Genomic DNA, 12,141 nt, shown 5'->3' with positions numbered 1-12,141 from the left:
AGCACTTTCGTTACATGAGAAGCTCTGCTAAGTCGTCGATAACCACGTCGGGATTGAGCGTCGAAAGCTCAATCCCATGATTGTAGCCATAACTCACTAAGACGCTTTTGAAGTTTGCGGCTTGCGCCGCTCTGGCGTCAGCGACCGAATCGCCAATCATTAGACAACGTTCAGGCGCGGCCTCTATCGATTCAGAACAATGCAGCAGAGGAACTGGGGAGGGCTTTTTCTCCTCTAATGTGTCGCCACCTAGCTGCCAACTGAAATAATCACTGAGTCCAAAATGCTCAAGTATCGGCTTTACAAATACACTTGGCTTATTGGTAATAAGCGCCATAGGAACGCCATTATATTTAAACGCCTTCAATAAGGCCTCGACATTAGGATATAACGTCGTGTTCTCACTCACAGACTCAAAATACGCCTTTAAGAAAGCACTGTGGCAAGATTCATGAGTGTCTATCGATATGCCTGACCACTCCAATGCTTGCGAGACAAGCTTTGAGGAACCAAACCCTACCCAAGCTCTTGCTCTCTCTTCTCCAGCTTTGGCTGCACCAACACTTTGCAATGCAATATCAAGCGCTTTTGAAATATCAGGAACACTGTCAATCAATGTACCATCCAAATCAAAACACACTAGATCGGGCCAACCCTCAAATAAAGACATTAGGTGTTTAGGTACCCTCACTTCAATTCCCCTTAGACTGAAACACTTGCAAGCTCTGCTCTCATCGCGTCAATCACCGCTTTATAATCTGGCTTACCAAATATAGCCGATCCTGCAACGAAGGTATCCGCACCAGCACGAGCAACTTCCGCGATATTTTTTTCGCTGACGCCACCGTCGATTTCAAGTCGAATATCGTATCCACTTTCATCAATAAGTTTGCGAGCTTCTTTTAATTTATCAAATGTAGCGGGGATAAATTTTTGACCACCGAAGCCAGGGTTAACAGACATCAACAGCACCATGTCCACTTTATCCATAACATACTGTAGTTCGCTCAGAGGCGTTGCAGGATTAAACACAAGCCCCGATTTACAGCCGCCTTCTCGTATCATTTGCAATGAACGATCAATATGCTCACTTCCTTGAGGATGAAACGTAATCATACTTGCGCCCGCTTCAATAAAATCCCCAATGATTCGGTCTACTGGCTTCACCATTAGATGAACATCGATATCGGCAGTAACACCGTGTTTTCTAAGTGCTTTACACACCATTGGACCAATGGTTAAATTTGGAACGTAGTGGTTATCCATTACATCAAAATGGATCATATCCGCTCCTGCTTCCAAAACATTATCTACTTCTTCGCCTAAACGGGCGAAGTCAGCAGCTAAAATGGAAGGGGCAATAATAAAGTCTTTCATATCTGGCTCCGACAATGACACAATAGCCGCTATAGTATCAAAGGCTCTTAGCATAAGTACCGAATCTATGAAGAAAAAAGTACTCTACCTACTTATATCTGCACTTTCTATATCAGCACTTCCCTCGTTCGTACTTGCCGCAGATGACGACGCAACACCGGAGACGCCAACTTCTTCAAAAGGAGAGTATGTTAAGCCCACGCCACAGCAAACTCGGATTAAAGGTTTAATTCTCAGGCTTCAACCAAATTACTCACATGAAATTGAAACGATCGATGATGGAACCGAGGACTTTCTAGGCCTATTTAATGAATCGGGAACAGGCGATCCCCAAGGTTGTGTTCTGTTTCTTCACGAAGACCACGCTCACCCAGATTGGCCTCAGGTTATCTCGCCACTTAGACGAAACCTTCCATCTCATAGCTGGTGTACTCTGTCCATTGAAGTACCCGACATAGCAGGTCGAGCAACCCCTACCACCGTTCCAAGTAATGATTCCGATAGTGATTCAGACAACTCGTCGCCAACACCTCCAACAGATGGCGGTGTCACACTGACAAATGAACAAAAAGTATTCGACCGAATTGATGCGGCTCTTGCGTTAATTCGTGAAAAAGGCTATCAAAACGCAGCCTACTTGGGACATCGCTCTGGCGCGGCGTACGCCCTAAAATACGTTGCCGATAGAGGGATTGCAGGCCAAGCACTTATTCTTGTAGATATAAAAACGGTTCCTCCGGCTTCCGAATATCAGCTTAGCCAAAGTATAGAGAGCCTCAGAATTCCTGTGTTGGACTACTATTTTGATCGCTTACCATCGGACCATAGATTTGCACAATGGCGTCAACAAGCTTCGAACAAACGAAGAAACTCATCAGATGCGTTCGTGCAAATCGATGCATTGCCTGACGCCCGATTCGGGAATTCAGCCGACAAACGCTTAGAGCAACGTGTGTGGGGGTTTCTAAAGCAAAACACAACACAGTCTTCACAAAACAAAGAACTGCCTGAATTCAAGAAAGGGCTTTTCTATAAAAGCCCTGTGGAATAAACGTTAAATACAATAATAATGCTAAAAAGAATACTACTTCCTGGATTTTTTTATCATTTCATACGCAGATTGAATCTCTTGAGTCTTTTGTTTCGCATGCTCAATCATTTCATCTGGAAGCCCTTTTGAACTTAATTTATCTGGGTGATTCTGACTCATTAGCCTTCTGTAAGCCTTTTTAATCTCGGAGTCAGACATGCTTTTCGTGACACCTAAAAGCTGATAAGCAGAATCCAGTAGATCTGCGGATGTCTCTGCACCTTGTGCATTCTGGTAACCCTGTCGAAAATGAAATTGCTGTTTAACTCTTTCATGAATCGCATCAAACTGACTAACACTGATCCCTAAATGCGCGCATATTTGAGAAACAAGTGCTTTTTCCTGAAGACTAAAGTGGCCATCTGCATAGGCAGACACCAGCAATGTATCGACCAAAGATTGAATCAATAAGTCAGAGGACACCGCTTGACGAAAATGAGTCAGCAAACTATTTAGGTCAAAATTTGCATCTTTGCCCTCATTAAATAAACGCTGCGCTTCTTTTTGCGCCTCAGGCGACAGGCGCAACTGCTGCATTACAGCTTGAGCCAGCTGGATCTCTTCTTGGGAGACTTGTCCATCGGCTTTCGCCAGTCGTCCCATAAGAATAAAAAGCGTTCTAAAATAAGCTTGTTGCTGCTCTCTTATGCCCGCCCTACTAAACGTAAAGCCGCTTTTACCTTTTTTAGTGTATTCGTCGGCAGCCGCGCCAACAATAAAGCCAGCTACGGCCCAAAGGAAGTTACCAGCAAATAGGCCCACCAGCGCGCCAATTACTTTCCACATATTAGATATTTCTCCAGAATCGGTAGCTCATACGGGATGGTTAGATTATCATTTGTCACTTAGGGAACAAAACTCTCACTGCAAGGTCGAAAATCCCACTTTAGATAAACAACTTATCTTACACAAAGTGGTTTTTACAAGTTAACTTGTCTTATTTCCCTTTTGGCCTCTTGGATGTAATTCCAATGAGCAGATGAAACATTAACTAAGTATATCTTGAATGGCGATCTGTTTACGTAACTGTTTTTTCATTTTCCCAACTTTCTTCATATTTTCCATTGCACAAGCAAATGAGTGGGACTGGGTACCTAGAGAATCCCTCACCACATCTCAAAAAGCGTCTCTCAACAAATATTGCAGCGGCGCTTACATTGATAATTGGCGGGTACCTGACGGAGAACAAACACAGCTACTCGCTGACGTGATTTATAGAGACGCCTCCGGTAATGTCCATATGAAAGGGCAAGCAGAGCTCATTCAACCGGAAAGCACACTGGAAGCCGATACCATAGATGGTACTCCGAATCAATTTTATCAAGCCAACGGTGATGTCACGCTCAGAGCAAAAAACCAAATAATACGAAGCGATTCTAGTCAACTATCCGAAGAGGGCTCACTACAAGACTCTGAATTTAACAACGCCCGCTTTCTTTCACATAACCAAGGTATTCGCGGGGAAGCAAAGTCTCTCGTAAAAAGCCAAAGCGGTGTGATTTTCATAAAAGAAGGATTTTACACATCGTGCGAACCCAACTCGTCAAGCTGGGAGCTCTATGGCAGTAGCATTACCTTAGACCCTAATACAGGATTCGGAACCGCCAAACACGTACAAATTCGTATTGATGGCAACCCCATATTTTATTTCCCTTGGCTACGCTTTCCTATTGATAGCCGCCGTCAAACTGGCTTTTTGTTTCCATCCTTTGGTTATTCGTCAGACGAGGGGTTTAGCGTTTCAGCGCCTTTTTACTGGAATCTAGCCCCTAACTATGACGCAACAATTACGCCTCATTTTGTTGAAAATGAAGGGGAAGGTGTTGATGTTGAGTTCAGGCATTTAAGCCCCTATGGCACAACGACGATTGAACAGTCCACTTTCATTGACGAGCATGTCGGTGAAAAAACACTGAGAAAATTCAACACCGAGCAAACATTTAATCAATATCTAAGCGCCGGACTATTGATCGAAGACAACCCTACAAAAGACGGTGTTCCACTTAAAAACACAACGTCTTTAGGGGAAAAAGACAATTACGAACACAGTGCATTTGTTAATTTCAACGCAGGGAACTTTTCTGCAAAGGTGACACAAAAAGAATACCAAACGCCTGACGAAGATGAAGACCGTCCTCTAGAATGGTTACCACGCATTGATGCCTCCTACCAATACGCTAATACGTGGTTCAATTATAAACCAGTATTCCAATACACTGATTTTCTAGAGCCTGATGAAGAGGATGTAGACGGCGAGCGTACCGTACTAAATCAAACCATTGAATTAGAAGCCAGTAACGCTTGGGGGACATTATCGCCAGGTATATTACATCAATATCGTGACTATAATCTTTATTCTTATACTGACGAAGAAGAGTCTACATCAACCCTTGATCACCTGTCGTATTACCTCGATGGCGAAGTCGTATTTGAAAGAAGCTTTAAACTAAGCGACCAGATCTGGAGACAGACATTGACGCCTAAGTTTACCTATTTATACGCCCCCTATTTAGATCAATCAGATATACCTGATTTCGATGCCAGTGAAACAACGCTTACCTATAGCACTGCATTCAACCATACAAGATTTAGCGGCAACGATCGTATTGGGGATACCAATCAAGTAGCATTCGGGTTAGAGAGTAAATTTTACGACGGTAATGGCAGTGAACGCTGGGCATTCAAAGCGGGTCAAGTATTTTATCAAGAAGATCGACGCGTAGACATCAGCGGAAACACGGGAGATGTGGTAGACGATGATCCAAGAAGTTCATTGCTTACTTCCATAACATACAAAAATGGTAGCCTTTTCAGTCTAACTAACAACCTTAACTACGACCTTGATGAGGAGCTTATTGACCTAGCTCAAATATCGATGACGCTTACACCTGACAGCGGGGTTGTGTTGAAAAGCTCTTTCTCTTATGAAGAAGAGGAAGATGAGACAACGGGTAAGCCAGTTGGAACAACCAAGCAATCGAATATTTCTGCAATTGTTCCACTAAACCAGAACTGGCACCTTTTCCACCAACAAACCTATGATTTATTGGAACATAAAGAAACAAAGAAGGTCACAGGACTAGGCTTTGAAAATTGCTGTGTCAAAATGGCGCTAAGCTATCAAAGCTGGCTTAACGATAGCAGCGAGCTAGACCAAGGCATCTATTTACAATTTATATTAAGAAGTTTAAGTAACGTCGGTAGAGAAAACTCTGATCTCTCAAGCGTCGCTAAAGACTATTGGAATAACGGAAACACCGGATACTAAACATGATGAAAAAGCTCTTTTTGCTGTTGAGCATAGTAGTAACAATGAACTCTCCACTTTTCGCCGCCCCAAAGCTATTAGATGGGGTCGTCGCAATCGTTGACTCTCAGCCGTTACTTGAAAGCGATATTAATACACGATTTCAAGTCATTAAGGACCGGATTCCCGGTGGTGTGATGACAGCAGGCATTCGCCGCCAGATTCTCAATCAACTGATCGAAGAAACCGTACAAATCAACTACGGCAAGCGTCTTGGAATTCGGATCCCGCAAGAAAACACCGATGCAGCAGTCTTAAACGTAGCGCAAAAGTTTTCAACTGATTTAGGCGGCCTTAAACAACTTCTCAGTCGCCAAGGTATTGACTACAGCCGATACAGACAGCAAATTGAGAACGAAATTCTCATCAATGCTGTTAAGCAACGTGTAATAAAAGACAGAATATCCATTACTGAACAGGAGATTTCAGATTTTATAAGCGCGAGTCAAAACACTCAATCAAGTAAAAATGAGCTGCACTTACGCCACATTATTGTGAGAGCAAAAAACGAAACAGAAGCGTTGGCTAAAATAAAACAGATCGCAAGTGGTATTGCATCTGAAAATGACTTCATCAATCAGGCGATCACCTATTCCGATGGCCAATTTGCGTTAGAAGGTGGAGACTTAGGCTGGAGACCCGTTTCTCAACTACCCGCCCTATTTACCAAGGCAATTAATACCCAAAAAGGCCCATTAATAGGCCCACTAAAAAGTAATGCTGGTTACCACTTACTTTGGGTCATTGAAAAGCGTTCAGCGAATGTACAGCTCCAAGCACAAACAAAAACAAGGCACATTCTTTTACAACCAAACGAGATTCGTACAGAGCAACAAACAGTAGCACTTATTAATGAACTTTATAAACGCGCAATGTCTGGAGAAGATTTTGCAGGCCTTGCAAGCGAATACAGTGATGACCAAGGCTCCACCCTTCAAGGGGGCGACTTAGGCTGGGTTAAACTAGGAATGATGGTGCCTGCTTTTGAAAAAGTTATGACAGCAACGAAAACAGGCGCTGTCAGCAAGCCTTTTAGATCCCAATTTGGCTGGCATATTTTGAAAGTAGAAGACCGCAGAAAAGAAGACATTAGCGAGTCTGTCAAACAACAACAAGCCGAGAAAGCACTTGTTGCACAAAAACAAGATTTTGTTCTTAGCAATTGGCTCGATGAGTTGAAGGAGAGCGCCTTTATTGATGTAAAAGGCCCACGCGTTAAATAACGCACATTAAAACAGTGAAACAAACATCATTTAGGTAAATAACAATGCCTCAAACATCTTTCCCTATCATTGCAATCACATCGGGCGAACCGGCTGGTATAGGCCCAGATATTATAATAAGCGCGTCTCAAGACGCGTTTCCGGCTCGTCTTATTGTTCTTGCCGACCCTGCGGTTATCGAAGCACGAGCAAATGCACTGGGCATCGATATTCATATTAATATCTGTTCGTCAGTTGACGACTGCCCCGTTCACAAGTCTGGTAGCATCGATATCCTTCCTATTTCAGCATCTGCTCCCGTCGAAGCTGGAGTGCTTGATGTTAAAAATGCACCTTATGTACTAGAGACTTTGTCGGAAGCAGCGAAGGGGTGCCTAGACGATCGATTCGACGCTATTGTGACACCGCCTGTTCACAAAGGCATTCTATGTGAATCAGGCGAGCACTTTTCTGGTCATACTGAGTTTTTCCAGACGCTCTGCAACTCACCACAAGTGATTATGATGCTTGCAAGCGACGCAATGAAAGTAGCACTGGTAACCACTCACCTACCTTTGAAAGACATTTCTGACGCCATCACTCCAGATACCATTCGTCTGGTTGCACGTGGTTTAAATAAAGACCTAATCAATCGCTATGGAATCACTAAGCCGACTATCCTAGTCTGTGGCTTGAACCCACATGCGGGTGAGGACGGCCACTTAGGAATGGAAGAAATTGAGATTATTTCCCCTACCCTAGACAGCTTAAGAAACGAAGGGATCAACCTTATTGGCCCTCTGCCAGCCGATACGTTATTTACAGAAAAGTATCTAAAAGAGGCCGATTGCGTGTTGGCCATGTATCACGATCAAGGACTGCCTGTGTTAAAATACTCAGGATTCGGTAACGCCGTTAACATAACGCTTGGCTTGCCGATTATTCGAACGTCTGTTGACCATGGTACTGCATTAGATTTAGCTGGCACAGGCCAAGCAAATGACGGCAGCCTCAAAGTCGCAATCACGCACGCCATTGAAATGGCCAATAACGCTAAAAAAGCGTCAATATAAAAAGTATCCAGATGAGCAAAGCACAACCACATAAAGCCAGAAAACGATTTGGCCAAAACTTCTTACACGATATGGGAATTATTCGTCGTATTGTTGCATGCATTGCGCCAAAAGAAGGCCAACGTGTCGTCGAGATCGGCCCAGGTAAAGGCGCATTAACAGAAGGCATTATTAGTGCGACAAAAAGCATGGATGTTGTGGAATTAGACCGAGATCTGATTCCAATTTTAAAAGTAAACCTGTTTAAATATCCAGACCTTCGCGTCCATGAAGCCGACGCTATGAAATTCGACTTTAGGCAGCTTGCAACCGAAGGAAATATTCGAGTCGTCGGTAACCTCCCCTACAACATTTCGACACCGCTCATATTCCATCTCCTAGAACAAGCTGATGTCATCGACGATATGCACTTTATGCTTCAAAAAGAAGTAGTCGATAGACTTGCAGCACGCCCGGGCGACAGTCTCTATGGACGTTTAAGTGTTATGGCGCAATATTTTTGCAGTGTAGAGTCGCTGTTTATTGTCGGGCCAGATTCATTTGACCCACCGCCAAAAGTCGACTCCGCAATTGTACGCATGACACCCTATACGACACTTCCCGTTGTCGCTCACGATCTAAAAGGTCTTGAGGACACGGTTAGAATAGGTTTCCAGCAGCGCAGAAAAACTCTGCGAAACAATTACAAAGGAACACTCACAGCAGAAGAGCTCGAGTCGATTCAGATCGATCCGACACTCCGCCCTGAGCGTCTAGATGTCCCTGATTTCGTTCGTATTGCCAATTATCTGCATGAAAAGAAGGCATTATAATGGAAGAATACGATATCGTCGTGACCGTACGAACAGAGTATATCTCTGCTCAATCAGAGCCGTCCGACAACCGCTATGTATTTGCTTACCACATAACCATGACAAATTGCGGTAACCAGCCCGCAAAACTTGAGTCTCGCCATTGGGTGATAACCAATGGCGATGAAAGGGTTCAGGAAGTCAAAGGTGAAGGGGTAGTAGGCGCTTTTCCACATCTAGCCCCTGGCGAGTCCTACCAATACTCAAGTGGCACGGTCATGGACACGGTTGTTGGAAGCATGCACGGAAGTTACCAGTTCATCGCAGACGACGGAACAAGGTTTGATGCAGGCATCAAACCTTTTACTCTGGCTGTTCCAAATCAGGTCCATTAGAGAGTCGTCAATGAATATGCCTACACGGATTCCGCTTTATCTCTACGCAGGATAGTCAGTATGTCTACTTATGCCATTGGCGATTTACAAGGTTGTCTAACACCATTATTGACGCTACTCGATTTAATTGAATTCTCTCCAGATAAAGATCGTCTATGGTTTGCCGGTGATTTAATCAATCGTGGACCTGAGTCTCTCGAAACCCTCCGGTTCGTGAAGTCTCTGGGAGATAAGGCAACCGTTGTTCTTGGCAATCACGATCTGCATTTGCTTGCGGTCATGCGAGGTCACGCAAGCCTAAAGCGCAATGATACACTGGCAGATATTTTACTGTCAGAAGACCGAGATGAACTAATGGAATGGCTACAAAGCCGCCCATTGTGCCATATAGATAACGTCTTGAAATTTGTCATGACGCACGCTGGTATTCCTCCTTGCTGGGATAGCATTGAAACTCAACGCTACGCACAGGAAGTTGAACGCACGCTTAGCTCTGACAGAATTGATGATTTTCTGGCTGTCATGTATGGTAATAAGCCAGATCAATGGGACGACAACTTAATTGGAATGGACAGGCTTCGCACAATAACGAATTACCTAACCCGTATGCGTTTTTGTACTGAAAGCAGTCAACTTGAGTTCAAATCAAAAGAGGGACCAACCTCCGCAATAAGTGGCTATGCCCCTTGGTTTTCCTACCCGAGAAAAAAAGCAGACGATTACGACGTGATTTTTGGTCATTGGGCTGCATTAGAAGGAAACACCTACAAAGAGCATATACACGCATTAGATACAGGTTGTGTATGGGGCGGTGCATTGACCGCGATGAGATTAGAAGATAAAACCCTCTATAGCACACCATGCCCAACTTAATTAAAGATAGTAATATGTTTATAGTGGCATCGTAGAGTAGCCACCACAAAATAGCCTTAGAATACGCAGAACAACAAGAATCAATGGCTAAACACCATAGAAACGTAAAAATAACCAATCATTAGACATTCAATCAGCAGAGAGAAAGCATGACTTATAAGTGTATTGATATAACCGATGCTCTTCCAATCATAGAAAAAGAAGTTATTGTCGTCGATATTCGCGATGCCGTCAGCTATCAGACAAGCCATATGCAGGATGCGATCAACCTCAATAATGACAATGTTGAAGCTTTTATTAACAACTCTGATAAAGCCACTCCTGTGATCGTATGTTGTTATCATGGCAACAGCAGCAAAGGCGCCGCTGAATACTTAGCTGCCCAAGGTTTTGCTGATGTCTACTCTTTAAATGGCGGTTTTAGCCAATGGAGTGCCATGTATCCTGAACAATGTGAGTTCGGTGCATAATACTAGTCATTCACCACAACGCTTATTAGTAAGCCCCCTTAAAAGAACATAAGCGGCAAATCGAGAGAGTAATGGGAAAAAAAGTCTATCTGGTTGGCGGTGCTGTCAGAGATGCACTTCTAGGGCTTCCAGTCTACGACAAAGACTGGGTTGTTGTTGGGTCAACGCCAGAGGAAATGGTATCTGAAGGCTATCAAGCGGTAGGCAAACAATTCCCTGTCTTTCTACATCCAAAAACAAAAGAAGAATACGCCCTTGCACGAAAAGAGCGTAAGTCTGGTCAAGGGTACACAGGCTTTATTTGCGACTTCGCGCCAGACATCTCACTCGAAGAAGACTTAGAACGTCGAGACCTTACCATCAACGCTATTGCAAAAGACAATAACGGGCGCCTTTATGACCCTTTTCACGGCACACAAGACATAGAGAACAGAGTTTTTCGCCATGTGTCCGATGCCTTTGTAGAGGACCCTTTACGAGTTCTCAGGGTAGCTCGATTTGCAGCAAGGTTCCAAGACTTCGAGTTTCGCATCGCGAATGAAACACTTAGGCTAATGAAAGACATTAGTGCATCAGGTGAACTAACCGCCCTCACTCCCGAAAGAGTATGGAAAGAAACCGAAAAAGCCCTAGGGTACCCACACTTCCTTACCTATTTCAAAATACTCAATCAAGTCGACGCAACAACAAGTATTTTTCCAGTCCTGACGACGCACATTACTCAACCACAGAACCTTGGAAAAATATCATCAGATAAAGAGTTAACAAGCGTTGAAAGGTGGGCCTTACTGTGTAGCGGGTTAGAAATACATCAACTACAAGCACTTAATGCAAATCTAAAAGTCCCCAATGAATTTAAATGGCTGAGCGAAACACTCTGCGATTTTCTAAAAAACAAAACACTACCCCTTTCTGGCGATAACTGGGAAGCATGGCTTACACAAATATCTGCACTAAAAAAGCCAGAAAGATACTACCAATTAACCTATTTAATATCATTGGTAGTAGACGTTCACTCCAAACATTGGGTTTCACTTCTCGCACAAGCACAATCAATATCTCCTAAAGAGTTGATGTCGCAAGGCTATACAGGGGCAGAATTAGGTAATGCAATTAAGAAAGCAAAAGCGGATGCCATTGACTCTATTACCGATAACCCGCTAATTAACGGGTTCGATAAATCTTAACTCCGACGCTTCTTGCAGCAGACACTGCACCAGGTTTACGAAGCGTCATAAGAATTGATTCAAATTCGAAAACATCCATTAGCTTTGCACAAAGCCGTTCCGCTAAGGTCTCAATTAATTCGAAGGTATTCTCTAGACAATATTGTTTAATAAAATTCGATATTGCCTCATAGTCGAGCGTCTTCGACAAATCATCCGTTGCGGCAGCAGGACGGTTATCGTGAGCCATTTCTAAATCAAAAACCAAATTTTGAAGAATTTCTTTTTCCCAATCATACACACCAATCACGGCGTCAACGTGCAGGCCTTCTATCAACACAAGATCTTTCATATTACATCCATTGCCTTTTTAAATTCGATACGACGTCACTGGAAA

Annotated in this window: 13 protein-coding genes; 9 read left to right on the top strand and 4 right to left on the bottom strand. The window is 43.6% G+C overall.

Annotated elements, in window-relative coordinates:
• Nucleotides 1–10: 10 nt before the first annotated feature.
• Nucleotides 11–670: a phosphoglycolate phosphatase gene (locus MARME_RS05195; protein WP_013660205.1), complete on the bottom strand. Its 660-nt coding sequence runs from the start codon at nucleotides 668–670 to the stop codon at nucleotides 11–13.
• 32 nt (nucleotides 671–702) lie between these two features.
• Nucleotides 703–1,377: a ribulose-phosphate 3-epimerase gene (gene rpe, locus MARME_RS05190; protein WP_013660204.1), complete on the bottom strand. Its 675-nt coding sequence runs from the start codon at nucleotides 1,375–1,377 to the stop codon at nucleotides 703–705.
• A 67-nt stretch (nucleotides 1,378–1,444) separates the two neighbouring features.
• Between rpe and MARME_RS05185 the strand changes: the two genes are divergently transcribed.
• Nucleotides 1,445–2,428 carry an alpha/beta hydrolase family protein gene (locus tag MARME_RS05185; RefSeq protein WP_013660203.1) on the top strand — a complete coding sequence of 328 codons (984 nt, stop codon included), beginning with the start codon at nucleotides 1,445–1,447 and terminating at the stop codon, nucleotides 2,426–2,428.
• Between the two features lie 33 nt (nucleotides 2,429–2,461).
• On the opposite strand, the gene djlA is transcribed toward MARME_RS05185, so the two are convergent.
• Nucleotides 2,462–3,253, bottom strand: a complete 792-nt coding sequence (gene djlA / locus MARME_RS05180) for a co-chaperone DjlA (protein ID WP_013660202.1) — start codon at nucleotides 3,251–3,253, stop codon at nucleotides 2,462–2,464.
• A gap of 220 nt (nucleotides 3,254–3,473) precedes the next feature.
• Here djlA and MARME_RS05175 point away from each other — a divergent pair, with 220 nt between their 5' ends.
• From MARME_RS05175 to MARME_RS22655, 8 genes are all read left to right on the top strand, one after another.
• A complete protein-coding gene (locus MARME_RS05175; RefSeq protein WP_013660201.1) occupies nucleotides 3,474–5,735 on the top strand; it encodes an LPS-assembly protein LptD in 2,262 nt (753 codons plus the stop codon).
• 44 nt (nucleotides 5,736–5,779) lie between these two features.
• Complete coding sequence (locus tag MARME_RS05170; protein ID WP_223295013.1) at nucleotides 5,780–6,997, top strand: peptidylprolyl isomerase; 1,218 nt, start codon at nucleotides 5,780–5,782, stop codon at nucleotides 6,995–6,997.
• Nucleotides 6,998–7,041: 44 nt separating this feature from the next.
• Entirely contained in the window at nucleotides 7,042–8,049 is a 1,008-nt protein-coding gene (pdxA, locus tag MARME_RS05165; RefSeq protein ID WP_013660199.1) for a 4-hydroxythreonine-4-phosphate dehydrogenase PdxA, read from the top strand.
• Between the two features lie 11 nt (nucleotides 8,050–8,060).
• Nucleotides 8,061–8,861 (top strand): 16S rRNA (adenine(1518)-N(6)/adenine(1519)-N(6))-dimethyltransferase RsmA, encoded by an 801-nt coding sequence (gene rsmA, locus MARME_RS05160; RefSeq protein ID WP_013660198.1) that lies wholly within the window; start codon nucleotides 8,061–8,063, stop codon nucleotides 8,859–8,861.
• Nucleotides 8,861–9,235 carry a Co2+/Mg2+ efflux protein ApaG gene (gene apaG, locus MARME_RS05155; RefSeq protein ID WP_013660197.1) on the top strand — a complete coding sequence of 125 codons (375 nt, stop codon included), beginning with the start codon at nucleotides 8,861–8,863 and terminating at the stop codon, nucleotides 9,233–9,235. Before rsmA ends, apaG begins: the two co-directional genes overlap by 1 nt.
• A gap of 60 nt (nucleotides 9,236–9,295) precedes the next feature.
• The gene (locus tag MARME_RS05150; RefSeq protein ID WP_013660196.1) at nucleotides 9,296–10,108 is read left to right on the top strand and encodes a symmetrical bis(5'-nucleosyl)-tetraphosphatase; all 813 of its coding nucleotides are present in this window, start codon (nucleotides 9,296–9,298) and stop codon (nucleotides 10,106–10,108) included.
• Between the two features lie 149 nt (nucleotides 10,109–10,257).
• Nucleotides 10,258–10,578: a thiosulfate sulfurtransferase GlpE gene (glpE, locus tag MARME_RS05145; RefSeq protein ID WP_013660195.1), complete on the top strand. Its 321-nt coding sequence runs from the start codon at nucleotides 10,258–10,260 to the stop codon at nucleotides 10,576–10,578.
• Nucleotides 10,579–10,649: 71 nt separating this feature from the next.
• Nucleotides 10,650–11,765, top strand: a complete 1,116-nt coding sequence (locus tag MARME_RS22655) for a tRNA nucleotidyltransferase (protein WP_013660194.1) — start codon at nucleotides 10,650–10,652, stop codon at nucleotides 11,763–11,765.
• Here the strand turns inward: MARME_RS22655 and folB are convergent.
• Nucleotides 11,743–12,096, bottom strand: coding sequence for a dihydroneopterin aldolase (gene folB, locus MARME_RS05135; protein ID WP_013660193.1), 354 nt, complete (start codon nucleotides 12,094–12,096; stop codon nucleotides 11,743–11,745). The two genes, MARME_RS22655 and folB, sit on opposite strands and share 23 nt — an antisense overlap.
• Between the last annotated feature and the right edge of the window lie 45 nt (nucleotides 12,097–12,141).

The organism is Marinomonas mediterranea MMB-1 (assembly GCF_000192865.1).
Lineage (GTDB): Bacteria > Pseudomonadota > Gammaproteobacteria > Pseudomonadales > Marinomonadaceae > Marinomonas > Marinomonas mediterranea.
Note: the sequence above shows the minus strand (reverse complement) of the source record. Positions and strands in the feature narration are given on the sequence as shown.

Excerpts from the sequence above, each read along its gene's own strand:
- MARME_RS05195 (WP_013660205.1), bottom strand. The coding sequence starts at position 670 with ATGTCTTTATTTGAGGGTTGGCCCGATCTAGTGTGTTTTGATTTGGAT.
- rpe (WP_013660204.1), bottom strand. The coding sequence starts at position 1,377 with ATGAAAGACTTTATTATTGCCCCTTCCATTTTAGCTGCTGACTTCGCC.
- MARME_RS05185 (WP_013660203.1), top strand. The coding sequence starts at position 1,445 with ATGAAGAAAAAAGTACTCTACCTACTTATATCTGCACTTTCTATATCA.
- djlA (WP_013660202.1), bottom strand. The coding sequence starts at position 3,253 with ATGTGGAAAGTAATTGGCGCGCTGGTGGGCCTATTTGCTGGTAACTTC.
- MARME_RS05175 (WP_013660201.1), top strand. The coding sequence starts at position 3,474 with ATGGCGATCTGTTTACGTAACTGTTTTTTCATTTTCCCAACTTTCTTC.
- MARME_RS05170 (WP_223295013.1), top strand. The coding sequence starts at position 5,780 with ATGAACTCTCCACTTTTCGCCGCCCCAAAGCTATTAGATGGGGTCGTC.
- pdxA (WP_013660199.1), top strand. The coding sequence starts at position 7,042 with ATGCCTCAAACATCTTTCCCTATCATTGCAATCACATCGGGCGAACCG.
- rsmA (WP_013660198.1), top strand. The coding sequence starts at position 8,061 with ATGAGCAAAGCACAACCACATAAAGCCAGAAAACGATTTGGCCAAAAC.
- apaG (WP_013660197.1), top strand. The coding sequence starts at position 8,861 with ATGGAAGAATACGATATCGTCGTGACCGTACGAACAGAGTATATCTCT.
- MARME_RS05150 (WP_013660196.1), top strand. The coding sequence starts at position 9,296 with ATGTCTACTTATGCCATTGGCGATTTACAAGGTTGTCTAACACCATTA.
- glpE (WP_013660195.1), top strand. The coding sequence starts at position 10,258 with ATGACTTATAAGTGTATTGATATAACCGATGCTCTTCCAATCATAGAA.
- MARME_RS22655 (WP_013660194.1), top strand. The coding sequence starts at position 10,650 with ATGGGAAAAAAAGTCTATCTGGTTGGCGGTGCTGTCAGAGATGCACTT.
- folB (WP_013660193.1), bottom strand. The coding sequence starts at position 12,096 with ATGAAAGATCTTGTGTTGATAGAAGGCCTGCACGTTGACGCCGTGATT.